Consider the following 23,409-nt stretch of genomic DNA (forward strand, 5'->3'; position numbering starts at 1 on the left):
GGCACGCAGCGGTGAACGGCGGGTGGCCGGGACGGCGATGGTCACGATCCGCGATCCGCGGGGGCTCGCATATGCTGGGTTCCACGTCTGGGGCCCGAGCGGTGACATCGCGAGCGCACGCGGTCCAGATGGATACCGGGGGGTGTCTTCATGTCAGAAGTACAGGTGTTCTACGACGAGTTGCAGTCGTCGGCGTACGACCTCGCCGATGCCGCGTTCGTCCTGCAGACGGATGCGTCGAATCTCGTCGGCGGTGATGCCGGAGTCGATGCTCCCCTCGGCCGCTACACGCTGAAGGCAGCGGTCGGCAGACAGGTCGAGGCACTCCGCGAGGCCACGCGTGCGCACCAGGAGGCGAGCGCCGCACTGAGGACGACGCTGACCAACATCACGGATCGGTACTCCGACCTCGATGTCGAACTCACGGGCAAGGAGCAGCCGTGAGTCTTGCTTCTCCGAATCGCGGATACCCGCTGGAGAGGATCACCGGTGACGTGGGGACGATGTCGCGCTGGGTGGATCAGTTCGAGGTCGTCGCCGAACACCTCACCGCGCTCCGCGGGGCGGCGGCGCGGACCTCGGGATGCGCCGGGGTGGGGAAGGCCGTGTCCGGCGCCCGCAAGGACGCTGTGGCGATCCTGTCGGTGATCGGCCCGGACGTCGCCCTCGCTCAGACACTGGGCGAGGCACTGTCGGCGTACGCGCAGGCGCATGACGCGCATGCGCAGAAGGCGAACGCGCTGATCGAGGAGATCGAGAGCGCGCACACCCGGTTCGAGACGCTGGGGAGGGCCGCGGACAGCGCCGGGCGCGGTGCGCTGGCGGCGTCGAGGCTCGACGACCCCGTCGCCCTGGAGAAGGCGCAGGACGAGGCGACGGAGCAGATCGGTGCGCGCGATCGAGCGGAGGAGGAGCTGAACGAGCTCTGGCTCGAGTACGAACGGCATTTCGGTGCCTGGGAAGAGGCCTACGACGCCGCCGTGCGGGCACTGGTCCCGTCGGAGAGCGTGCCGGTGACCCTCGAGGCGAGGGACTTCCTCGACGCGCTCCTCTCCGCCGACACGCCGGAGGAGGTGCTGCGCCTGTGGCTGTCCCGGCCGGAACTGCAGGACGAGGTGATCAACGCGCACCCGGAGATCGTGGGCGCGATGGACGGGATTCCCGCGCTCGTCCGCGTGGCCGCCAACCGCCTCAACGCGCCCGGCTGGATCGCGGAGGCCGAGGCGGATCTCGCCGTCGAAGGGATCTCGGACGAGCGCGCGGCCTTCCTGCGCAGCGAGATCGCCTACCTGAGACAGGTGATGAGCGACGACGACCCCGTTCAGCTCTACCTCTACGATCGTGATTCCTCACGGATCATCGAGATGATCGGAACTCCCTCGCCCGAGACGGAGAAGGTGATCACGTACGTGCCGGGGACCTTCACGAGTCTCGGGGACTTCTACACGGGCGGCGCTCAGCAGATCGCCGGATACCTCGCGGACCAGGTGCCCGGTACCGTCGCATTCGTCTACAAGGACGGGCCCTTCCCGGGTGAGAACCCGGACGTCGGCGGCATCGACATGTTCCGCATCGGCGAGGCGAACGATCCGGATCGTGCGCTCGCGGCGGGGCAGCAGCTCGCGCGGTTCCAAGCGGGGATGCGCGCGGATCCGCTCCTGGGGACCGCGGAACACGACGCCTTCGGGCACAGCTGGGGGCTCGCGAACGTCACGAGTTCCGAGGTCGCCGGGGCACACTATGACAAGGTGATCTCGCTCTCCGGGGCGGGAATGCTCGAAGCGTGGAAGCCCTCGCGGGACACGTCGTACACCGATCTGTCCTACAACGACATCCTGCAGTCCGGACAGGGGCTCGGGCTCGTCTGGGGCGGGAACAACCCGCGGGAGCACCCCGCTTTCGAACACGGCGAATACTACGAAGGACCACATGACGACCAACTGGCAGACTCGGCCTCCGTGCCATCCAGCGGGTACCCCGCGGTCTACGTGCCGCTCGATGACATCGGGGTGCTGATGGACAATCACAACCTGATCGCCACGACCGCCACGGCGAACGACAAGGCGCTGAACGAGATGCTGAACCTGGTGATCGGAAGATGAAGACACGGTGGGGTCTCATCGCCGTCGCGCTGGGCTGTGTCGTCGCACTGTCGGGGTGCGCACCCGCCGCCGAGGAGCCGAATGAGGAGGGCAACGTGACGCTGGAAGAGGCCAAGGCGCAGGTGCAGGCGACGGAGTTGGAGATCGCGTCGTTGATTCCCGATGACGTCGTCGCCAGCATCGATCAGAAGCCGGAGGGGACGCTGTTCTCCTGTGACGAGAAGCAGCACCGGTGGAAGGGATCGACGACCGTGGTGCTCCTTCCGGAGGCCGATGCGACCGCGGTGGTGAAGCAGCTGGAATCGGACGTGAAGGATGCGGGCCGGTTCACTGTCGAATCGTGGGTGGATGTCACCGAAACCTACAGCGTGCAGTTGACGTTGCCCGGTTCCACGGAGAACTACGTTCTCAGTGAGGGAGAGCCGCACACGATCCGCATCGCTTCGGGTTCGGTGTGCTTCACCCTGCCGGAGGGCGTCTACCCGGGCGGCACGTTCTGACGGCCGACCCGCCGACGCCTCCACGCCGCGGTCAGCCGCGTGAAGCCGTGACGCGCTTCTTCTCCCGGATGTAGACCTCGCGTCGCACCTTCGCGACGACGTCGCCTTCGCGGTCGGTGATCACCGTCTCGAACCACTCGAGCACCTTCGCTCCGCCGCGTGCGCGCTCGCGGATATCCTCGGCCTTCTCCTTCGAGACCGCGAACTCCGCGGTCAGCACCCCGCGCCCCGGCTTGAGGAACTCGATCTCGCCGCGGGTGTCCCACACCACGTGGTCGCGTCCGAGCTGGTGCATGACCAGCATGAAGAAGTACGGATCGGTCATCGCCGACATCGATCCGCCGAACGCGGTCTTGACGTAGTTGCGGGTGAAGACGTTGACGTGCAGCTCGACGGTGGCGTGCGTCCAGTCCTCGCTGAAGCGGCGGACGCGGATGCCGCTGAAGAGGTTCGGGATCCACAGGCTCATGCCGATCGCGAGAAGGCGGGGAGTGATGCGCATGAGGTCAGTGTGGAGGAGGCCTACGAGAGCGACAAAGACGTCTGTGGGGTTGCCACAGTTGTTCTAGTTTCTTTAGAATTAGTGCAACAACCGGAGGTCCGATGCTGATCAGGGTCGACATGGCGAGCGGGGTGCCGCTCTACGAGCAGGTCGCCGCGTCCGTGCGCGCCGACATCGTCGCCGGGAGCCTGGCGCCCGGCGATCGTCTGCCGTCCGCGCGTGAGGTGGCCGAGACGCTGGAGATCAATCTGCACACGGTGCTGCACGCCTATCAGCAGCTGCGCGCCGAGGGACTGATCGATCTGAGACGCGGCCGCGGCGCCGTCGTCTCCGCCTCCGTGGGGCCGCTCGCCGAGCTGACCCACGACCTCCGTGATCTGGTGACCCGCGCCGCCGCTCTCGGGGTCACGCCGGCCACTCTCGCCGCTCTCGTGAAGGAGATCACCGTATGACCGCCGACGTCCGTCGTGCCCGCACCGCGTTCCTGTGGGTCGGGGTGATCCTTCCCCTCACCGTCCTCGCCGTCTCGGCGGTCATCGTCGCGTTCTGGCTTCCCGATATGCCGGAACCCGCGGCGATCCACTGGGGGGAGGACGGCGTCGACGGCTTCGGGCCGGGGTGGACGTATCTCGTCGTGCTGGGCGGCATCGCGGCGATGGTGACCGCCTTCGCGCTGCTCGCGTGGTTCGCGCATCGTCTCCCGCAGAACGGGCAGCCGGTTCCCTCCGCGGAGGCGGAGCGCCCGCAGTGGTCGATCACCGCGAGGTTCCTCGGTGCGATGAACCTCGGCACGGTCGCCCTCATCGCGCTCATCACGCTCGTCGGGGTCGGCTCGCAGCGGGGGCTCGCCGATGCCGCGGACACCCCCGACATCGGCATCGAGGTGCTCATCGGGTTCGTGCTCATGGCGGCCGGTATCGCGATCGGATGGTTCCTGCAGCCGGCGACGCCGCTGCCCGAGTCGAGTCGCACGGAGGACTCCGCGACCCCGCTCCAGACCTCCTCCAGCGAGCGCCTGGTCTGGATCGGCACCGCGGCGATCGCCGGCAGTGGTCTGGCGGTGCTCGGCGGCGCCGCGCTGCTGGGGTGCTCGCTCGCGGCCATCATGATCGCGACCGGAGCGGGCGGACTGATGACCGCGATCATCATGCTGGCCGCCTGCGCGATCCTGATCGCCGCGCTGGCCACCACCTTCGCGTTCCGGGTGCGCATCGGCCCCGCCGGACTGCTCGTGCGCTCGCTGACGGGTTGGCCGAGGATCGAGATCCCCGCCGCGGACGTGGCCTCGGTGCGTGCGATCCAGGTCGATCCCTTCGCCGAGTTCGGGGGGTGGGGGCTGCGCTACGGACTCGACGGCCGGTACGGCGTGGTGCTGCGCCGCGGCGAAGCCGTCGAGGTGACGCGCGTCGGCGGACGGCGATTCGTCGTCACGGTCGACGAGGCGCAGACGGCCGCGGCAGCGCTCGCCGCCGTCGCGCAGAGGGAAGGACGCGTCGCATGACCCACGACCTCACCCGCACGCCGCCCGCGCTCCTGCGACGCGCCCGGCTGACCTTCCTCATCGTGGCGGTCATCGTGCCGATCGTGATCACGGCGATCGCGGTCGGGGTGCTCCTGTCCTGGCTGCCGACGTTGCCGTCGCAGGTGGTCACGCACTGGGGCGTCGACGGCGCCGACGGGTTCGGTCCGCCGTCCCTGTATCTCTGGCTCCTCCTCGGTATCGGTCTCGCGCTCCCCATCCTGATGGCGGTCGTGACGCTCGCCTCCGTCGGTGCGCACTGGGGCGGCGCCGCGCGACTGATGGGCGCGCTCGCCGCCGGCATGGCGGCCTTCGCCGCGGTCACGAACCTCGGCTCGCTCGTCATCCAGCGCGACCTGGCCGACCCGGCCGATGCTCCCGGCATCGGGGCTGTCATCGCGCTCGCCTTCGCCGCGCTCGTCGTGGTGGGCGCCCTCGCCTGGATCGTGCAGCCTCGGGTCCGGCCGGAGCAGGGCCGCACGCTCGAGCCCCGCCACCGTGTGGACATCGCCCAGGGGGAGCGCGTCGTGTGGGTGGCGACCGCGTCGATGCCGCGGGGCCCGCTCGTCTTCCTCACCGTCGTGCTGCTGGGTCTCGTCGCGCTCGCCGGCTACATGCTCCTCACCGGCGTCGAGGGAGGCGTGATCGTCGCCCTCGTCGTGGTGGTCGTGGCCTTCGCCCTGGCTGCCACCATCTCCTTCCGCGTACGGGTGACGCCCGAGGGCTTCGCCGCCCAGGCGCTGCTCGGGTGGCCCCGCGTCCGCATCCCGCTGGACGAGGTCGCCTCCGCTCGAGCGGTCGAGATCTCCCCGTTCGGCGAGTTCGGGGGCTGGGGGTGGCGCATCGCCGTCGACGGGCGGCAGGGGATCGTCCTGCGTCGCGGGTCGGCGATCGAGGTCACCCGCCGCGACGGGCGGATCTTCCTCGTCACGATCGACGGCGCCGAGGACGCGGCGGCGCTGCTGCAGGCGTACGTCGACCGCTCGGAATCACCGGGAACCGCGCCCGGCCACCCCGGAAAGGGAGCCTCATGAACGACCGGACTCTTCACGATCGGCGCGTGCCCTGGCCCGCCGTCGTCGTCTTCGTCCTGACCGCCTGCGCCCTGGCTTGGCTGGTGGCCCTGCCGCTGTGGCTCGGTGACGGACTGGCCGAGCCGCTCACGGTCGTGCTGCTGCCGGTCATGATGTTCACACCCGCCCTCGCGACGCTCGTCGTCATGTTCGTGATGGGCGTTCCGGCCCGTGGGCAGCGCGCCCGCTTCCTCGGGCTGTGGCCGCTGCGCCCCGCCACGCGCGTGATCTGGCTCATGGTCGCGGGGTGGCTGGTTCTGCCGCTGCTGGTGGGGCTCGGGATCCTGCTGTCCGCCGCGCTCGGCTTCGTGCAGCTCGACCTGACCTTCGCGGCGTTGGCGGCCCAGCTCCAGAACAGCCTCCCGGCCGGGACGCCGCTCCCGCCGGTCGAGGTCGTGGTGATGGCGCAGCTCGCGATGGTCCCCGTCGGAGCCCTGTTCAACAGCATCTTCGCGTTCGGCGAGGAGCTCGGCTGGCGCGGCTGGCTGCTGCCTGCTCTCCGTCCGCTCGGCACCTGGCCGGCACTCATCCTCAGCGGTGTGATCTGGGGTGTGTGGCACAGTCCGATCATCCTGCTGGGCTACAACTTCGGGCGCACCGACGTCACCGGGGTGCTGCTCATGATCGGCGGCTGCGTCGCCTGGGGCATCCTGTTCGGCTGGCTGCGCCTGCGCTCGGCATCGGTCTGGCCGGCCGTCATCGCGCACGGATCGCTGAACGCGGCGGGAGGCGTGATCCTCCTGTTCGCCGCCACGCAGCCCGACATGGCGCTCGCCGGCCCGCTCGGGGTCGCGACGTGGATCGTCATCGCGGTGGTCGTCATCGTGCTCGTGGTCACGGGTCAGTTCCGGAAGCAGCCCGAGCTCGCCGATGCACCGGGTCGGCTGCTCTCAGCTCCACGCCCTTGACGCACCGCGGCGGCGGGGGTTGGCTGAACGCATGGACTCCACCCCCGACGCCTGGTCGCAGACCGATTCCTTCCTCGCCGACCTCCTCGTCGGGCCCGACGCCGATCTGGAAGCGGCGCTGACCGCCCAGCGGGCCGCGGGCCTGCCGGAGATCGAGGTCGCGCCCGTCGCCGGCAAGCTGCTGGATCTCCTCGTCCGCATCAGCGGCGCCCGCCGGGTGCTGGAGATCGGCACCCTCGGCGGCTACTCCACGATCTGGCTCGCCCGCGCGGTCGGGCCGGAGGGGCGCGTCGTGACGATCGAGGCGGAGTCGGACAACGCGGCCATCGCCCGGGCCAGCATCGACCGCGCGGGCGTCGGCGATCGCGTGGACATCCGCGTGGGCCGGGGTGCCGACGTCCTGCCGACCCTGGTCGCCGGTTTCGACCTGGTCTTCATCGACGCCGACAAGGAGTCGAACACGATCTACCTCGACTGGGCGGCGAAGCTCGGTCACCCCGGCACCGTGATCGTGCTCGACAACATCGGGCGTGAGGGCGAGATCGTCCGGGACGACACCACCGATCCCAAGGTGGTCGGCACGCGCGAGGGGCTCCGGATGCTGGGGGAGGACCCGCGCTTCGACGCCACGGCGCTGCAGACCGTGGGCGTGAAGGGCTGGGACGGCTTCGCGATCGCCGTCGTCGTCTGACCTCGGGCGGTCGCCGACCCGGGCCGGGCGAGTCCCTGAGTCCGTCGGACGGCCGGGCTAGACTGGGCGCGGATCGACGACGCTCCACACCACGTTTTTCCCCCTGAGCAAGGAGCACATCAGTGGCACTGATCGAGGCTGTAGGCGCACGCGAGATTCTCGACTCGCGCGGAAACCCGACCGTCGAGGTGGAGGTGCTCCTCGACGACGGCATCGTGCAGCGGGCGGCTGTCCCGTCCGGCGCATCCACGGGCGCGTTCGAGGCGTACGAGCTCCGCGACGGAGACAAGAGCCGTTACGGCGGCAAGGGCGTCCTCAAGGCCGTCGAGGCCATCATCGACGAGCTCGGACCGGCGATCGAGGGCGTCGAGGCGAGCGAGCAGCGCATCGTCGACGAGATCCTGATCGAGGTCGACGGCACCGAGAACAAGAAGCGCGTCGGCGCCAACGCCATCCTTGGCGTGAGCCTCGCAGTGGCCAAGGCCGCCGCCGACTCGGCCGACCTCCCGCTGTTCCGCTACCTGGGTGGCCCGAACGCGCACGTGCTGCCCGTTCCGCTGTTCAACGTCATCAACGGCGGCGAGCACGCCGACAACGGCATCGACATGCAGGAGTTCTTCCTCGCGCCGATCGGTGCGGAGACCTACTCCGAGGCCCTGCGCTGGGGCGTCGAGACCTACCACGTGCTGCGCGCCGAGCTGAAGGCCGCCGGCTACGCGACCGGCCTCGGCGACGAGGGCGGCTTCGCCCCCGACCTGCCCAGCAACCGCGAGGGCCTGGACTTCCTGGTCAAGGCGATCGAGAAGGCGGGCTTCACGCCCGGCACCGACATCGCCCTGGGCCTCGACGTCGCCGCGACCGAGTTCTTCAAGGACGGCGTCTACCGCCTCGACAACAAGGACTGGGACGCCGCCGCGCTCACCGAGTACTACGTCGGGCTGGTCAACGACTTCCCGATCGTCACGATCGAGGACGCTCTCGCCGAGGACGACTGGGACAACTGGAAGCACCTCACCGACGCCCTCGGCGCCAAGGTGCAGCTGGTCGGCGACGACCTGTTCGTGACCAACCCGCAGCGCCTCGCCGACGGCATCAAGCGCGGCGTCGCCAACTCGCTGCTCGTCAAGGTCAACCAGATCGGAACGCTCACCGAGACGTTCGACGCCGTCAGCCTCGCGCAGCGCTCCGGCTACACCGCGATGCTGTCGCACCGCTCCGGTGAGACCGAGGACACCACGATCGCCGACCTGGTCGTCGCGACCAACGCGGGTCAGATCAAGGCGGGTGCGCCTGCTCGCAGCGAGCGCGTCGCGAAGTACAACCAGCTCCTGCGCATCGAGGAGGAGCTCGGCGACGCCGCGGTCTTCGCCGGTCGTTCCGCGTTCCCGCGGTACCAGGCCTGAGCGCAGCTGAGACAACGAAGAAGCCGCCCGCACGGCGGTGAGGATCGCCGCTGAAGCGGCACGACGAAGGAGGGGCCGTGGCACGACGACCGGCTCCTCCTTCGTCGTCTCCGGCGTCGACCGCGAAGGCGGGCCGCAACGCGCCGCCGACGAAGAAGCCCCCGGGGAAGTCGTCGAACAGGACGACCCGCGGCGAGGCCCCGAGGGTCGACGTGCGCGAGTGGGCCTCCGGCATCCGCCTGTCCGCGTTCTCCGTCATCATGCTCTCGCTGGTGGTCCTGGGCGCGTGGGTGCTCGTGCCGACGCTCGGCACCTTCATCGACCAGCGCCAGAAGATCGCGGCCCTGGAGCACTCGGTGCAGGTCAGCGAGGACGAGATCGCGGCCCTCGCGGCCGAGCGCGATCGATGGAACGACCCCGCGTACATCACGACGCAGGCGCGTGAGCGTCTGTACTACGTCAAGCCGGGGGAGGTCGTGTTCCTGATCGACAACGACCTCGACCCCGCAGCCCTCCCGCGGGAGCAGAAGCCGGTGAGCGACACCCTCGAGGAGAGGCCGGCGGACTGGATGCCCCAGCTGCTGCGCACCCTCGTCTCGACCGGGCTCAGCGACACGGCGACGGTCGCTCGCTGAGCGGCCGCTCCGAGCATCCTCTCGGCAGCCTCCCCTACGCTGGTGTGGTGACCACGCCGCCGTTCCCTGCTCCGACTCCCGCCGAACTCGCCGTCGTATCGGCCCAGCTCGGCCGTCCCGCCCGGGGTGTGGTGGGCATCGCGGCCCGCTGCGCCTGCGGCAACCCGACCGTGGTCGCGACGACGCCCCGGCTGCCGGACGGCACGCCGTTCCCGACGTTCTACTATCTGACCCACCCGGCGGCCACGGCGGCCATGTCGACGCTCGAGGCCACGCAGGTGATGCCCGAGCTCGCCGCTCTCCTCGTCGACGATGAAGGTGTGGCTGCGGCCTACCTCGCGGCGCACGAGGCGTACCTCGCCGACCGGGCGCAGTTCGGGGAGGTCTCCGAGATCGACGGCATCTCCGCGGGCGGCATGCCGACGCGCGTGAAGTGCCTGCACGCCCTCGCCGGTCACGCCCTCGCGGCCGGACCCGGCGTGAACCCCATCGGCGACGCGGCTCTCGCGCGGTCGTCGTGGTCGCCGACGGTCTGCCGTTGCGAAGACCCGGGTGCCGCACAGCGCGAAGAGGCGGCGCTCCCGGCATGAGCTCCCGTCGGACGCTGCGCAGCGCTGCCGCCATCGTGGTGGTCGCGGCCTCCGTCCTGCTCATCGGCGCCACCGCGACGCCGCCGCCGATCCCGGACGACCCGGCGGATCCGGCGCGCGCCTCGGAGTACTGGCTCGACGGCGCGCGCATCCGCGAGGCCTGGCAGACGACCCGCGGCAAGGGCGTGACGATCGCCGTGATCGACACCGGCATCGGCAAGGTGCCCGCGGTGTTCGGGGACGCGGTCGTGGGCGGCACCGACGTGTCGGGCGCCGGAACACCCGACGGGCGCACACCCCTCGGCGCGGTCGACGGCAACCACGGCTCCTGGGTGGCCTCGCTCGCGGCAGGACGCGGCGCACCCGACGGCACCGGCATGATCGGCGTGGCCCCGGAGTCCGACCTGCTGTCGATCTCGGTGGGCTTCGGGGCGGCCGCCGCCGTGCCGTTCGCCGAGCAGGTGGCGAAGGGGATGCGGTGGGCCGTCGACAACGGCGCCGACATCATCAACCTCTCGTTCACGACGAACACCCTCGACTGGGACGAGAGCTGGGACGACGCGTTCCTGTATGCGTTCGAACACGACGTGGTCGTGGTCGTCGCGGCGGGGAACCGGGGGAGCGGGACCAGCATCATCGGCGCTCCCGCCACGATCCCGGGTGTTCTCACGGTCGGCGGCGTGGACCAGACCGGGACGGCGAGCGTCGAGGCGTCGACGCAGGGGATCACGATCGGCGTCTCCGCCCCCAGCGAGGGACTGCTCGGAGTGTCCGCCGATGGCGAGATCGCGAGGTGGCGCGGCACCAGCGGTGCGGCCCCCATCGTCGCGGGAGTCGCGGCGCTGATCCGCTCGGCGCATCCCGACATCAAGGCGATCGACGTCATCAACCGGATCATCAAGACGGCGATCCCGGTCCCGGATGCGATCAAGCCGCAGGATCCGCTCTACGGCTACGGCCTCGTGGACGCGGAGGCGGCGATCTCCGCGGACATCGCTCCGGTGACCGAGAACCCGATGGGCGACCTCGCGGAGTGGATCAGGGTCTTCCGCCGTGCCGAGACGGAACCGCAACCCGAACCGTCCATCACGCCGGTGGCGGTGCCGCCTCTTCCCGCGGCCGACGCGCCCACCGAGGCCGGTTCACCGTTGCTTCCCAGCGCCGATTCATTGCGCTACGGTACCCTGCCGCTCATTGCGCTCACCGTCCCTGGTATCCTGATAGCGCTTGGCGTCACCGCAGCTGCCCGGCGCATCCGATCGGCGCGCGTTCCCGTACGCCAAACCCCCGACTCCGAGGAGTAGTTCTTCTGTGCCTCAGAACAGCACTGTGCCCAAGATCCTGATCGTCGGCGGAGGGTACGCGGGTTTCTACACCGCGTGGAAGCTCGAGAAGCATCTGCGCAAGGGTGAAGCCGACGTGACCATGGTCGACCCGCTGCCGTACATGACGTACCAGCCGTTCCTCCCCGAGGTCGCCGCCGGCTCCATCGAGGCCCGGCACTCTGTCGTGGCGCACCGTCGCCACCTCAAGCGCACCAACGTGCTCACCGCCAAGGTGACGAACATCAACCACGCGCAGAAGGTCGCGACGATCACGCCGCCCGTGGGCGAGCCGTACGAGTTCGCGTACGACCAGATCGTCGTCACCGCGGGTGCCGTCTCGCGTACCTTCCCGATCCCCGGCATCGCCGACAATGCGATCGGGCTCAAGACGATCGAAGAGGCCGTCGCCATCCGCGACAAGGTCATGTCGAACTTCGACAAGGCTGCTTCCCTCCCCGCCGGTCCCGAGCGCGACCGTCTGCTGACCGTCGTCGTCGTCGGCGGTGGCTTCGCCGGCATCGAGGTGTTCGCCGAGCTGCGTTCGCTGGCCTCCTCGCTGGTGGGCAAGTACCCGCAGCTCAGCTTCGACGACACGCACTTCCACCTCATCGAGGCGATGGGGCGCATCATGCCCGAGGTCTCGCTCCAGACCAGCGAGTGGGTGCTCAAGGACCTCGCCAAGCGCGGCGCCAACGTGCACCTCGACACGCAGCTCACGAGCGCGGTCGACGGCAACGTCGAGCTCTCCACCGGCGAGGTCATCCCGACCGACGTGATCGTGTGGACGGCCGGCGTCATGGCCAACCCGACCGTCGTGCGCGGCGGCGACCTCCCCGTCGAGGAGCGCGGTCGCATCCAGACCCGTGCCGACCTGCGCGTCGGCACCCCCGAGGCGTTCGTCGAGGGCGCCTGGGCCGCCGGTGACGTGTCCGCCGTCCCCGACCTGTCGGGTGGTGGCGTCGGCGGCTTCTGCGTGCCGAACGCCCAGCACGCGGTTCGCCAGGCGAAGCTCCTCGCGAAGAACCTCGTCGCGGTGCTCCGCGGTGAGGCCCCGAAGGACTACCTCCACAAGAACCTCGGTGCGGTCGCCGGCCTCGGTCTGTACAACGGTGTCTTCCAGTCCGGAAAGATCGCCCTCAAGGGCTTCGTCGCCTGGGTCGCGCACCGTGGCTACCACGGCCTCGCGATGCCGACGTGGGAGCGCAAGTTCCGCGTCATCTGGGGCTGGTGGAACAACCTGTGGCTGGGTCGCGACCTGGTGAACCTCGAGACGGTGCAGAATCCGCGCTACGTCTTCGAGGAGTTCGCCGCGCGTCCGCGTCCGGCAGCGCCGGCCGCCCCGGCCGCTGACGCCGCTCCGGCAGCCAAGGCCGAGCCCGCCGTGAAGAAGCCGGCGGCGAAGACCGCGTCGGCAGCGTCGGCCGAGGCTGCCGAGAAGCCGGCCGCCAAGAAGCCCGCTGCGAAGAAGGCTCCCGCGAAGAAGGCCGCCGAGCCCGTCGAGGCCTCGGCGAAGTAGTCTCCTTCCGAACAGGACGATCGGCCCCGTGCGCTCTGCGCCGGGGCCGATCGCCGTTCCGGAGCTGATCGGCGACTCGGAGGCGACGCATAGGTGGGGCCGGTAGCGTCAGCCGGGCAAGGGGAGTACTCCCGTCTGCAGCGTCGTCGTCATTACGAGCACGAGATCGTGCTCCGGCCCGCTGGCCCGAAAGGGTGGAGGAGACCTTGGCACCCGCATCGCGGGCTGCCGAGAAACCCCTGCCGTCGTCTCGACGTGGTGGATCCCGGTGGCCCCACCACGAAGGGACCACCCATGGGAAAGCTCTCCCGCCTGATCGGACTCGCGTCCGACGCACTCGAGAAGAACTCCGGCTCCGGGCGCAACGGTCACCCGCAGGACGCGTCCCGCTCGCAGGGCGGATCGCGCTCGACCGACTGGGGAGGCATGCTCCGCGGTGCCGTGGACGCGGTCCGCGGCCAGGCCGATCCTGCACGGCCGTCTGATCGGGACGCTCGCCCCGCGCCGGCCGACCCGTACGCGCCGCCTGCCTCGCCGGGAGCCGCGCCTCGTCGTGCGGGCGCCGCCCCCGCATCCGCCGACCGCTACGCGCCGCCCGTCCCCGGGTCCGGACGCGCCTCGCACCATGGCTCGGACGCCGATCGTGCGGCCATCGCCCGCTACGACTACCTGCTGCAGACGGCCGATCCGCAGCGCATCGAGCAGATCCATCGTGAGGCCTTGGCGCGGCTGACTCCGCCGCAGCGGGCACTCGTCGAGGACCGGATGCGGCAAGAGCTCGCGCCGGAGGAGCGCCCGCGTTCGTCATCACCCGACGATCTCGCGCGCGCGGCCGGACGGGCAGAGGCCATGCGGCCGGGGCGGATGCGCGGACTCCTGTCCCGGGTGCGCGGCGCCGGTGCCGGTGGAGCGGCGGTCGCGGCAGGCGGCGCGGCGGTCGGGCTCCTCGGCGTGGTCGCCGGCGGGGCGGTGCTCAGCACCGTCGCCGGACCGCTCCTGGAACAGGCCGCGAACATCGGCGTCGACTTCGGCGCGCTCGCGGAGGGCGTCGATCTCGAGTCCCTCGCCGCCGGCGTCGACGTCGAAGGCCTCGCGGGCGGTGCCGAGGACCTGATGGGATCCGCCGGCGAGGCGGTCTCCGGACTCGGTGAGAGCGCGAGCGGGTGGGGCGAACGGCTCGGCGATCTCGGCATCCCGGGCATCGGCGATCTCTTCGGGCGCTGAGCCGGCATGATCCTCGCGACAGACGCAGAGCACGGCTTCACCGGCCTCACCGGGTTCGCCGCCGATGTCCTCACCGCTTTCGGCGACATCGGCGTCGGTGTGCTGGTGTTCCTCGAGGTGCTGATCCCCCCGATCCCCAGCGAGGTGATCCTGCCCTTCGCGGGCTATCTCAGCCAGAGCGGCGACCTGAATCTGGGCTGGCTGATCTTCTGGAGCACGCTCGCATCCTGGCTCGGAGCGCTGCTGCTGTACTGGCTCGGGGCGGCGATCGGCATGGAGCGCGCGATCCGACTGCTTGCGGCGACACGGCTGGTGAGCCGCACCGACCTGGAGCGAGGATCGGACTGGTTCGTGCGCAGCGGCGGCTGGACCGTGCTGGTCGGGCGGATGGTGCCGGGCGTTCGCAGCCTGATCTCCATCCCCGCCGGGGCGTCCCGCATGAACCTTGTGACCTTCAGCCTCTACACGATCATCGGCAGCGGGATCTGGAATGCCCTGCTCATCGGGGTCGGCGCGGCGCTGGGCACCCAGCACGAGCAGCTCGAGCACTATCTCGGCTACCTGGACTACGCCGTGTACACGGCCATCGCGATCGCGCTCGTGGTCCTGATCGTGCGTCGGATGCGGGAGGCGGCGGAAGAGCGTCGGGTCGCGACCGCCGGCATCGTCTCCGGGGGCGACGAGCGGGACGAGTGACGGGACTCCGGGGCTTCCGCCTCGATCGCGGGGTGTGCCCCCGCTGGGACTCGAACCCAGACTGAAGCGATTTTAAGTCGCCTGCCTCTGCCATTGGGCTACGGGGGCCGCCCGGCCAGCCTATCGCCGCCCGCCCCGATGCGACGGGGTGCCGCGAGGGGTGATCCCGGGTACGCGGAGGCCTTAGGGTGGGGGAGTGCTCGACCTCATCGACGAACTGAGCCCCGTCCAGGGTGCCCCCGCGGTCGCCCCCGAGTGGGAGGACCCGGCGCGCTACTGGCCACGCCTTTCCGCCGTGACGGGACACCTTCCCGCTCCGGTGGCCGTGATCGATCGCGAGGCGCTCCGGTACAACGCGATGGACCTCCTGGTCCGCGCGGGCGGACTCCCGATCCGCGTCGCCTCGAAGTCGGTGCGCGTGCGCGCCGTGCTCGATGCGGTCCTGAAGCTCCCCGGGTTCCACGGCATCCTCGCCTTCACGCTCGAGGAGGCCCTCTGGCTCGCCGAGACCCACGATGACGTCATGCTCGGCTACCCGACGGTGGATCGCGCGAGCCTGGAGCGGCTGTTCGCCGACGAGCAGGCGGCGCAGCGCATCACGCTGATGGTCGACGACCTCGTCCACCTGGATCTGATCGACAGCGTCGCCGGGCCGGGCCAGCGCCCGGAGATCCGCGTCGCGATCGATGTCGACGCCTCCTGGCGCTCCTCGCTGCTCGGGCACATCGGCGTCCGCCGGTCGGCTCTGTTCACGGCAGGGGAGGTCGCCGCGTTCGCTCGCAAGGTCGTCGCGCGACCGGGCTTCCGGCTCGTCGGACTGCAGATGTACGACGCGCAGATCGCCGGGCAGGGCGACGACGCCGGACCCGATGCGCCGCTGATCCGCATGGTCCAGGCGCGCTCGCGGAACGAGCTGCGCGAACGTCGTGCGGCGATCGTCTCCGCGGTGAGCGCGATCGCCCCGATGGAGATCCTGAACGGCGGCGGCACCGGTTCACTCGAGTTCACCGGGAGCGATGAATCCCTCACCGAGGCGAGCGCCGGCAGCGGCCTCCTCGGCGGTCATCTCTTCGACGGCTATCGGTCGTTCCGCCCGGCACCGGCGTCCGCGTTCGCATTCGACGTCGTCCGTCGTCCGGCCGCGGACATCGCGACGGTGCTCGGTGGAGGGTGGATCGCCTCCGGCCCCGCTCTGGCGTCCCGACAGCCGCGCGCCGTGTGGCCCGAGGGGCTGCACACGCTGTCCCGCGAAGCGGCCGGCGAGGTGCAGACACCGTTGCAGGGTCCGGCGGCGACGTCGCTGGGCGTGGGGGACCGGGTCTGGTTCCGACATGCCAAGAGCGGGGAGCCGGCCGAGCGCATCACGCACTACCACCTGGTCTCGGGCGACGAGATCATCGACGAGCTGCCGACGTACCGCGGCGAGGGAAAGGCGTTCCTGTGACGAGAATCGGCGGCTCCTGGCAGAACTGGAGCCGTACGGCCTCGGTGCGACCCGTGCGCGTGGAGCGCCCGCGCAGCCCCGAGGGCGTGCAGCGGGCGGTGATCGCGGCGGTCAAGCAGGGCCTCAGCGTGAAAGCCGTCGGCGCGGGGCACAGCTTCACCGGCATCGCCGTCGCCCCGGGCGTCCTGCTGGAGCTCGACGACCTGCAGGGACTCGTCTCGGCGGATGCCGCGACCGGGAGGGTCACGCTCCTCGCCGGCACGCGACTGCACCGCATCCCCGGCCTGCTCGCGCCCTACGGGCTCGCGATGGAGAACCTCGGCGACATCGATCGGCAGTCGATCGCCGGCGCGATCTCGACGGGCACGCACGGCACCGGCGCGGAGTTCGGCGGTCTCGCCACCCAGGTCGTCGGCATCACGCTGGTCACGGCCGCCGGCGAGTTCCTGCGCATCGACGACGAGCACGAGAGCGATCTGCTCCCGGCCGTGGCGCTCAGTCTCGGTGCGCTGGGCATCATCGTCGAGGTGACCCTCCAGTGCGTTCCGGCGTTCGTCATGCACGCGGTCGACGAGCCCGCGCCGCTCGACGAGGTGCTCGCGACGCTCGACGAGCGCGTGGCTGCCTCCGATCATTTCGAGTTCTACTGGTTCCCGCACACGGACGTGGCGCTGACCAAGCGGCAGATGAGACTTCCGGAGTCGACGGTCCGCAAGCCGCTCCCGGTGGTCGGGAAGTGGATCGACGAGACGCTGCTGTCGAACGGCGTGTACCGAGTGGTCTGCGCCGCGGGGCGGGCGGTTCCGGCGATCACGCCGCCGTTCAGCCGCCTCGCGGTCACGCTCACGGGCGACCGCGAGTACACCGAGCTCTCGCACCGTGTGCTCATCCAGAGCCGGACCGTGCGGTTCCGCGAGATGGAGTACGCGCTGCCCGCCGAGAACGTCGTGCCGGCCTTCGAGGCGGTCCGCGCGCTGATCGCCCGACGTGGATGGCGGATCGAGTTCCCCATCGAGGTGCGCTTCGCCGCCGCCGACGACCGCTGGCTGTCGACCGCGCACGGGCGCGCGAGCGCGTACGTCGCCGTCCACCGCTATTGGCGGGCGGACCCGACCGAGTATTTCGGTGCGGTCGAGGAGATCATGCTCGAGTTCGGCGGACGTCCGCACTGGGGCAAGCTGCACACCCTGACCGATGCGACACTGCGGGAGCGCTACCCGCGCTTCGACGACTTCATCGCGCTGCGTGATCGACTGGACCCGGAGCGCCGGTTCGCGAACCGGTATCTCGAGCGCGTCCTCGGCAGCTGATCGGACCTCAGCGCGACCCGCGTCGCGCCCAGTCCACGTGCAGGGTGCGCGTCTAGGATGAGAGAAACACGAGGAAGGGTGGGCCTCTGATGGAATGGCTCGTGCCGGTACTGATCGTTGTCGGAGTGATCCTGCTCGCCGGCATCTATCTGTGGGCCACGTACAACTCGCTGGTGCAGCTGAAGGTGCGCGTCGACGAGGCGTGGAGCGGCATCACGGTGCAGCTGAAGCGTCGGGCCGACCTCATCCCCAACCTCATCGAGACGGTCAAGGGCTACGCGTCGCACGAGAAGGCCGTCTTCGAGAACGTGACACGTGCGCGCGCCGAGACCCTCTCCGCCGGGGGACCGGGCGAGGCGGGCATCGCCGAGGGACACCTCCAGCAGGCGCTGCGCAGCCTCTTCGCGGTCGCCGAGGCGTACCCGCAGCTCCAGGCCAGCACGAACTTCCTCCAGGTGCAGCAGGCTCTGGTCGACACCGAGGACAAGATCCAGGCCGCGCGCCGGTTCTACAACGGCGGTGTGCGAGAGCTCAACACCAAGATCAAGGTCTTCCCGAACAACCTGTTCGCCAAGGGGCTCGGCTTCACCGAGCGGGAGTTCTTCGAGGTCGCCGACAGCAGCGCGATCTCCGAGCCGCCGCGCGTCCAGTTCTGATCCGCGCGTTCACCAGACGGTGAGCGCCACCCCGTCTTCGGTGAAGGACACGTCGCCGCGCACGCTCCAGGACGCGGTCCGATAGCTCGTCGTGCGTGCGGCGCCGTCCTGGCCCGTGCCGGTCACCGTCGCGACCAGCGCGCCGCCGTCGGCGCGGAAACCGGCCCCCGGCAGCACGATCATCGGCAGCTGCTCGATCCGATAGCGGATGTCGGAGACCTCTCGGAACTCCGTGCCCCAGGGGATCCGGATGCCGCACCCGGTGGGCAGGGCGGTGCCCGGTTCCGTGCAGGTCTCGAGGTGCTCGTCGAGCTGCTTCTGCGCCGCGGTCGTCGCCTCGGCGCGGACGGACACGTCGACATCGACGGCGGTCTCGTCGCCGGGAAGGACGGTCACCGACTTCTCGCCGCTGAGCAGCGCCACCGGCGCGGCAGTGACGGTGTAGGTCGCCGGCAGCAGCGCCGTCGCCTCGCCAGCGGGCAGGGTGTGCTCCCCGATGGCGACGAATGTGCCGACGGACGGAGCGGCGGTCACGCTGCCCCGCCCGGAATCGTCCACGACCCACCGTCCGTCGACGGGTGAGAGTGTCAGCTCTGCCGTGTGCTCTTCATCGGCCAAGCGGAAGGAGATCTCGGCCACAGCCGTCGCACCCCCGACCGGGGCGCTGTCACCGCCCTCGATGGAAGTCACCTCGGCATCCTCGACGAGTGCCGTCGCCTCGGAGAACGTCTCAAGGGTCTCCGGTGAGACCACCGCGCCGGTCTTCTCCACGGCGGCGGGGTCACCGGATTCGAGTGCGCGCAGGTACGCGGCAGCGGCCTCTTCCGGGGTGGGCTCGCTCGTCGTGGACTGCCAGATCCACAGCCCGGCGGCGACGGCCACGACGACTGCTGCCGCTCCGCCGATCAGCCACCACCGCCGCCGACTCATGCGGGTTCTTCCCTGGTGTGCACGTGGCGCCGCACCGACGAGCCCGCTCCGGCGGCCAGTGCACCGTGCAGCGCGCCCGTGGCGTCGCCCCAGCCGGAGACCGAGACGTGCTCCAGGCCCTGCCAGGAGGCGGCGAGGGCGAGTTCTTCCGCGATCGGCTCCGCATCGCCGGGGCGGGCCTGCGGCTCCCACCAGGCGGATTGCACCTGCAGGGTCGATGTGGCGCGGTCCGCCTTGAGGTCGACCCGCGCGACGACGCGATCGCCCACGAGCACGGGCAGCGAGTAGTAGCCGTACCGGCGCTTCTCCGCGGGGACGTAGATCTCGATCCGGTAGTCGAGGTCGAACACGCGGAGGGCGCGCTCGCGGAACCACACCACCGGGTCGAAGGGCGTCAGCACCGCGGCCGTCTCGACTTTGCGCGGAAGGACCGCATCGCGATGGCGCCACGCCGGCAGCGCACGGCCACCGCGCTCCCACCCGCGCACCTGCACCGGCAGCAGCTCGCCCTCGTCGACGAGCTGCACAATCGATCGGGCGACGGCCGCCCGATCGCGGATCCGGTAGTAGTCGGCGAGGTCGGACTGGGTCGCGACGCCGCTCGAGCGTGCGGCGCGGCGCGTCAGTTCGAGGATCGCGTCATCTCGCGAGATCTCGTGCGAACGGATGCCCTCGGGGATCACGTGCTCGGCCAGCGCGTACGTGCGCTCGAAGCCCCGGCGGCCGCTGACGGCGACGTCTCCCGTGCGCCAGAGGTGCTCGAGGGCCAGTTTCGCGTCGTCCCAGTCCCACCAGGTCCCGCGCTCTCGTGGCGCGTCGTCGCGGAGGTCGGCGGGACGAAGGGGTCCGCGGGCTCGCAGCTCGTCCTGCACCCACTGCACGGTGCGTGCGTTGTTGCTCATCCAGGAGTCCGCATCGGCCCAGCGACGACGGAAGTCGTCCATCCGAAAACGCCACAGCGGCCAGTCGGCGACCGGGATGAAGGTCGCCTCGTGCGCGAGGTACTCGACGTAGTGGGTGGTGCGAGACAGGAAGACCCGGTCGAGGAGCGCGGGGTCGTAGGAGCCGAGGCGGGAGAACAGGGGCAGGTAGTGCGAGCGCGCGAAGACGTTGACGGAATCGATCTGGAGCACGCCGAGCCGGTCCATCACGCGGTGGACGTGCCGTGCGCTGACGGCGCTCGGCCGCGCGCGTGTGAAGCCCTGAGCGGCCAGAGCGATACGGCGTGCCTGGGTGGGGCTGAGGGTGTCGTTCACGTCGTCAGCGTAACGCCGACCGGCGACATCGCGGTCCGTACTCGGAAGGATGCGTCCAACGGCATACGGCATGACCGTAGACTTGGGCGATGAGCGAGGACCAGCGACCCCGGCTGCGAGATCTCTTCCGTCCGCGCCCGGTCTCCACAGACCGCACCGTGACGACCGATGCCGACGAGGCGGTGCCCCTGCCGTTGCGCATCACCGCGAGCTATGCCTGGCGGCTGCTGATCATCGCCGCCGCCATCGGCGTCTTCATCTGGCTGGTGATGCTGCTCAAGCTCCTGGTCATCCCGCTCATGGTCGGCATCCTCATCACCGCCCTGCTGTGGCCCGCGTTCTCGTGGATGCTGCGACACGGTCTGCCGCGCTGGCTGGCGATCGCGATCTCCCTCATCGGCACCGCCGCGATCGTCGCGGGGCTCCTGTGGCTCGTGATCTGGCAGGTGCGCGCGCAGCTGCCCGACGTCCAGCAGCGCTCGACCGAGGCCTTCGACCAGTTCCAGGTCTGGCTCCACCAGGGTCCGCTCAACCTCTCCGACACCCAGATCGCCGACTACCTGCAGCAGGGGCTCGACTTCCTCGACGAGCAGGCGCAGGTGCTCTGGACCGGCGCACTGGCCATCGGCACCACCGTGGGGCATGTCGCCACCGGCGCGGTGCTCTCGCTGTTCATCCTCATCTGCCTGCTCGCCGACGGCGCCGGGATCTGGCGCTGGACCCTGCGGATCTTCCCGCGCAACTCCCGCCCGGCGGTCGATGGCGCGGCCCGCAACGGCTGGGCGACGATCGTCAACTACGCCCGCACCCAGCTGTTCGTGGCGACCATCGACGCGATCGGCATCGGCCTCGGGGCGTTCCTGCTCCAGGTGCCGCTCGCGCTGCCGGTGGCCGTGCTGGTGTTCCTCGGCTCGTTCATCCCGATCGTCGGTGCCGTCGTCACCGGTGCCGTCGCCGTGTTCCTCGCCCTCGTCTACAACGGGCCGTGGATCGCGCTGTGGATGCTCGTGGTCGTCCTGGCCGTCCAGCAGATCGAGGGCCACATCCTGCAGCCGATCATGATGGGCTCGGCGGTCAAGGTGCATCCCCTTGCCGTCGTCCTCGTGGTGGCGGGAGGCGCGATGATCGCCGGCATCCCCGGGGCGCTGTTCGCGGTGCCGCTCGCGGCGTTCGTGAACGTCTTCGCCGTGACGGTGAGTTCGGGGTCGTGGCGTACCGGTGTCGGCCCGAGTGGCGACCTGATCTGGAGCACAGTACCGCGCGAGCGGAGACGGAGGAATCGATGAGTGCAGTCCCCAGCCTGACCGAGTTCGAGCACGCTGCTCAGAGTCTGGCTGAGGTGATCTCGCACACGCCGACGCTGCCGTCGCGAGCCCTCTCCGACATTCACGGAGGTCCGGTCCTGCTGAAGATGGAGAATCTTCAGCGCACCGGCTCGTTCAAGATCCGCGGTGCGGCCTATCGGCTGTCGAAGCTGAGCGCCGAGGAGCGCTCCCGCGGCGTCGTCGCGGCCTCCGCGGGCAACCACGCCCAGGGCGTGGCCCTCGCCGCGCAGGCGCTCGGGATCCCCGCCACGATCTTCATGCCCCTGGGCGTGCCGGTCCCCAAGCTCCTCGCCACTCGCGGCTACGGCGCGGAGGTGGTGCTGGAGGGCGAGACCGTCACGACGTCCCTGCGCCTCGCCGCGGAGTTCTCCGAGCGCACCGGTGCCGTCCTGATCCATCCCTTCGACCACCGCGACGTCGTGATCGGCCAGGGCACACTGGGCCTCGAGCTGCTCGAGGATGCGCCGGAGGTCGACACCGTGGTCCTCGGCATCGGCGGCGGCGGCCTCATCGCGGGCGTCGCGGCAGCCGTCAAAGCCCGTGCCGCTGAGCTCGGACGCACGGTGCGCATCATCGGCGTCCAGGCCGAGAACGCCGCCGCGGTCCCGCCGTCGCTCGCCGCTGGGGAGCCCGTCGACATCGTCACGCGACCGACCATCGCCGACGGCATCCTGGTCGCCCGTCCCGGCGCGATCCCGTTCGAGATCATCAAGGACCTCGTCGACGAGGTGGTCACCGTCTCCGACGACGATCTGGCGCGCGCGATCCTGATCCTGCTGGAGCAGGCGAAGGTCGTGGTCGAGCCCGCCGGCGCCGCGGGCGTGGCAGCCATCCTCGCCGGGAAGGTCTCCGGCACCGGAACCACGATGGCCGTCCTCTCCGGCGGCAACATCGACCCGCTGCTGCTGCAGCGCGTCGTCTCCCACGGGCTCGCCGCATCCGGCCGGTACCTCACCATCCGCATCCCGCTGCCCGACCGTCCCGGACAGCTCGCGAGGGTGTCCGAGCTCATCGCCGAGGCGGGGGCGAACGTGATCGAGGCCATGCACACCCGGCACGGCCACGGCCTGCAGATCAGCGAGGTCATCCTCGAGCTGAGCGTCGAGACGCGCGGGCCCGAGCACTCGGAGCACACGCTCGACACGCTGCGTCGCGCCGGCTTCGAGCCCATCCTGCTCGCGGACTGAGCGACCGGCCGAACACGCAGAAGCGCCCCGCATCCGAGAGGAGGCGGGGCGCTTCTGCGTGGGGCTCGGCTCAGCCCGTGTACGTCTCGACGTTCACGATCTCGACGCTGATCGAGCGGCCGTTCGGAGCTTCGTACGACGACTTCTCGCCGACCTTGAGGCCGAGGATGGCCTGGCCCAGCGGGCTGGCCTCGCTGTAGACGTCCAGGTCGCTGCCGGCGGCGATCTCCCGGCTTCCGAGGAGGAAGACCTCTTCGCCACCCGCGACGACGGCGGTGACGACGGTGCCGGGCTCGACGATGCCGCGGCTGGCGGGAGCCTCGCCCACCTTCGCGGTCTTCAGCAGTCCCTCGAGCGTGCGGATGCGGGCCTCCTGCTTGCCCTGCTCATCCTTCGCAGCGTGGTAGCCGCCGTTCTCCTTGAGGTCGCCTTCCTCGCGAGCCGCCTCGATGCGCTTGGCGATCTCATCGCGGCCGAACGTGGACAGGTGCTCCAGCTCGGCGACGAGCCGGTCATACGCTTCCTGCGTGAGGAAGGGAACCTGAGCGTCGGTGGACATGACGAAGCTCCTTCTTTCGGGATCCCTCCGACATGCTGCGGGGGATATGCCAAGACGC

General features: G+C 70.3%; 24 protein-coding genes and 1 tRNA gene. 20 read left to right on the plus strand and 5 right to left on the minus strand.

Annotation, left to right across the window (positions count from 1 at the left end):
* Positions 1–150: 150 nt before the first annotated feature.
* From MME74_RS05675 to MME74_RS05685, 3 genes are all read left to right on the plus strand, one after another.
* Positions 151–444 (plus strand): hypothetical protein, encoded by a 294-nt coding sequence (locus MME74_RS05675; RefSeq protein WP_267417752.1) that lies wholly within the window; start codon positions 151–153, stop codon positions 442–444.
* Positions 441–2,102 (plus strand): hypothetical protein, encoded by a 1,662-nt coding sequence (locus MME74_RS05680; RefSeq protein WP_267417753.1) that lies wholly within the window; start codon positions 441–443, stop codon positions 2,100–2,102. The genes MME74_RS05675 and MME74_RS05680 overlap by 4 nt, the downstream gene beginning before the upstream one ends.
* A 95-nt stretch (positions 2,103–2,197) precedes the next feature.
* Positions 2,198–2,602: a hypothetical protein gene (locus MME74_RS05685; RefSeq protein ID WP_267417754.1), complete on the plus strand. Its 405-nt coding sequence runs from the start codon at positions 2,198–2,200 to the stop codon at positions 2,600–2,602.
* Positions 2,603–2,633: 31 nt separating this feature from the next.
* On the opposite strand, the gene MME74_RS05690 is transcribed toward MME74_RS05685, so the two are convergent.
* Positions 2,634–3,104 carry a PaaI family thioesterase gene (locus MME74_RS05690; RefSeq protein ID WP_267417755.1) on the minus strand — a complete coding sequence of 157 codons (471 nt, stop codon included), beginning with the start codon at positions 3,102–3,104 and terminating at the stop codon, positions 2,634–2,636.
* Between the two features lie 101 nt (positions 3,105–3,205).
* Between MME74_RS05690 and MME74_RS05695 the strand changes: the two genes are divergently transcribed.
* The 12 genes from MME74_RS05695 (at position 3,206) to MME74_RS05750 (ending at position 14,684) form a co-directional block, all read left to right on the plus strand.
* Complete coding sequence (locus MME74_RS05695) at positions 3,206–3,556, plus strand: GntR family transcriptional regulator (RefSeq protein WP_267417756.1); 351 nt, start codon at positions 3,206–3,208, stop codon at positions 3,554–3,556.
* Positions 3,553–4,605, plus strand: coding sequence for a DUF1648 domain-containing protein (locus MME74_RS05700; protein WP_267417757.1), 1,053 nt, complete (start codon positions 3,553–3,555; stop codon positions 4,603–4,605). The genes MME74_RS05695 and MME74_RS05700 overlap by 4 nt, the downstream gene beginning before the upstream one ends.
* Positions 4,602–5,657, plus strand: a complete 1,056-nt coding sequence (locus tag MME74_RS05705; protein WP_267417758.1) for a DUF1648 domain-containing protein — start codon at positions 4,602–4,604, stop codon at positions 5,655–5,657. The genes MME74_RS05700 and MME74_RS05705 overlap by 4 nt, the downstream gene beginning before the upstream one ends.
* 26 nt (positions 5,658–5,683) lie before the next feature.
* The gene (locus MME74_RS05710; protein WP_267417759.1) at positions 5,684–6,604 is read left to right on the plus strand and encodes a CPBP family intramembrane glutamic endopeptidase; all 921 of its coding nucleotides are present in this window, start codon (positions 5,684–5,686) and stop codon (positions 6,602–6,604) included.
* A gap of 31 nt (positions 6,605–6,635) precedes the next feature.
* A complete protein-coding gene (locus tag MME74_RS05715; protein ID WP_267417760.1) occupies positions 6,636–7,295 on the plus strand; it encodes an O-methyltransferase in 660 nt (219 codons plus the stop codon).
* Between the two features lie 122 nt (positions 7,296–7,417).
* Positions 7,418–8,698 (plus strand): phosphopyruvate hydratase, encoded by a 1,281-nt coding sequence (eno, locus tag MME74_RS05720; RefSeq protein WP_267417761.1) that lies wholly within the window; start codon positions 7,418–7,420, stop codon positions 8,696–8,698.
* Positions 8,699–8,775: 77 nt separating this feature from the next.
* A complete protein-coding gene (locus MME74_RS05725; protein WP_267417762.1) occupies positions 8,776–9,333 on the plus strand; it encodes an FtsB family cell division protein in 558 nt (185 codons plus the stop codon).
* Positions 9,334–9,380: 47 nt separating this feature from the next.
* A complete protein-coding gene (locus MME74_RS05730; RefSeq protein ID WP_267417763.1) occupies positions 9,381–9,923 on the plus strand; it encodes a DUF501 domain-containing protein in 543 nt (180 codons plus the stop codon).
* A complete protein-coding gene (locus MME74_RS05735) occupies positions 9,920–11,227 on the plus strand; it encodes a S8 family serine peptidase (RefSeq protein WP_267417764.1) in 1,308 nt (435 codons plus the stop codon). The genes MME74_RS05730 and MME74_RS05735 overlap by 4 nt, the downstream gene beginning before the upstream one ends.
* 25 nt (positions 11,228–11,252) lie before the next feature.
* On the plus strand, positions 11,253–12,764 hold the full coding sequence (locus tag MME74_RS05740) for an NAD(P)/FAD-dependent oxidoreductase (RefSeq protein WP_267417765.1): 1,512 nt from the start codon (positions 11,253–11,255) through the stop codon (positions 12,762–12,764).
* A gap of 294 nt (positions 12,765–13,058) precedes the next feature.
* Positions 13,059–13,988, plus strand: a complete 930-nt coding sequence (locus MME74_RS05745; protein WP_267417766.1) for a cation-transporting ATPase — start codon at positions 13,059–13,061, stop codon at positions 13,986–13,988.
* A gap of 6 nt (positions 13,989–13,994) precedes the next feature.
* The gene (locus MME74_RS05750) at positions 13,995–14,684 is read left to right on the plus strand and encodes a DedA family protein (protein ID WP_267417767.1); all 690 of its coding nucleotides are present in this window, start codon (positions 13,995–13,997) and stop codon (positions 14,682–14,684) included.
* 35 nt (positions 14,685–14,719) lie between these two features.
* On the opposite strand, the gene MME74_RS05755 is transcribed toward MME74_RS05750, so the two are convergent.
* Positions 14,720–14,792, minus strand: a tRNA-Leu gene (locus tag MME74_RS05755).
* An 88-nt stretch (positions 14,793–14,880) separates the two neighbouring features.
* Between MME74_RS05755 and MME74_RS05760 the strand changes: the two genes are divergently transcribed.
* The 3 genes from MME74_RS05760 (at position 14,881) to MME74_RS05770 (ending at position 18,094) form a co-directional block, all read left to right on the plus strand.
* Entirely contained in the window at positions 14,881–16,128 is a 1,248-nt protein-coding gene (locus MME74_RS05760) for an alanine racemase (protein ID WP_267417768.1), read from the plus strand.
* Positions 16,125–17,438 carry a D-arabinono-1,4-lactone oxidase gene (locus MME74_RS05765; RefSeq protein ID WP_267417769.1) on the plus strand — a complete coding sequence of 438 codons (1,314 nt, stop codon included), beginning with the start codon at positions 16,125–16,127 and terminating at the stop codon, positions 17,436–17,438. The genes MME74_RS05760 and MME74_RS05765 overlap by 4 nt, the downstream gene beginning before the upstream one ends.
* Before the next feature lie 89 nt (positions 17,439–17,527).
* Positions 17,528–18,094 (plus strand): LemA family protein, encoded by a 567-nt coding sequence (locus MME74_RS05770; RefSeq protein ID WP_029262976.1) that lies wholly within the window; start codon positions 17,528–17,530, stop codon positions 18,092–18,094.
* A 9-nt stretch (positions 18,095–18,103) separates the two neighbouring features.
* Here MME74_RS05770 and MME74_RS05775 read toward each other — a convergent pair whose 3' ends face one another.
* Positions 18,104–19,024 carry a hypothetical protein gene (locus MME74_RS05775; protein ID WP_267417771.1) on the minus strand — a complete coding sequence of 307 codons (921 nt, stop codon included), beginning with the start codon at positions 19,022–19,024 and terminating at the stop codon, positions 18,104–18,106.
* Positions 19,021–20,280 carry a winged helix-turn-helix domain-containing protein gene (locus tag MME74_RS05780; protein ID WP_267417772.1) on the minus strand — a complete coding sequence of 420 codons (1,260 nt, stop codon included), beginning with the start codon at positions 20,278–20,280 and terminating at the stop codon, positions 19,021–19,023. The genes MME74_RS05775 and MME74_RS05780 overlap by 4 nt, the downstream gene beginning before the upstream one ends.
* An 89-nt stretch (positions 20,281–20,369) precedes the next feature.
* On the opposite strand from MME74_RS05780, the gene MME74_RS05785 reads away from it, so the two are divergent.
* Both MME74_RS05785 and ilvA read left to right on the plus strand, forming a co-directional pair.
* Positions 20,370–21,566 (plus strand): AI-2E family transporter, encoded by a 1,197-nt coding sequence (locus MME74_RS05785; RefSeq protein ID WP_267417773.1) that lies wholly within the window; start codon positions 20,370–20,372, stop codon positions 21,564–21,566.
* Positions 21,563–22,792 (plus strand): threonine ammonia-lyase, encoded by a 1,230-nt coding sequence (gene ilvA / locus MME74_RS05790; protein ID WP_267417775.1) that lies wholly within the window; start codon positions 21,563–21,565, stop codon positions 22,790–22,792. Before MME74_RS05785 ends, ilvA begins: the two co-directional genes overlap by 4 nt.
* A gap of 70 nt (positions 22,793–22,862) precedes the next feature.
* Here the strand turns inward: ilvA and greA are convergent, their stop codons facing one another.
* Positions 22,863–23,351, minus strand: a complete 489-nt coding sequence (gene greA / locus MME74_RS05795; protein ID WP_267417776.1) for a transcription elongation factor GreA — start codon at positions 23,349–23,351, stop codon at positions 22,863–22,865.
* Between the last annotated feature and the right edge of the window lie 58 nt (positions 23,352–23,409).

The sequence above is a fragment of the Microbacterium oxydans genome (assembly GCF_026559675.1).
GTDB lineage: Bacteria > Actinomycetota > Actinomycetes > Actinomycetales > Microbacteriaceae > Microbacterium > Microbacterium oxydans_D.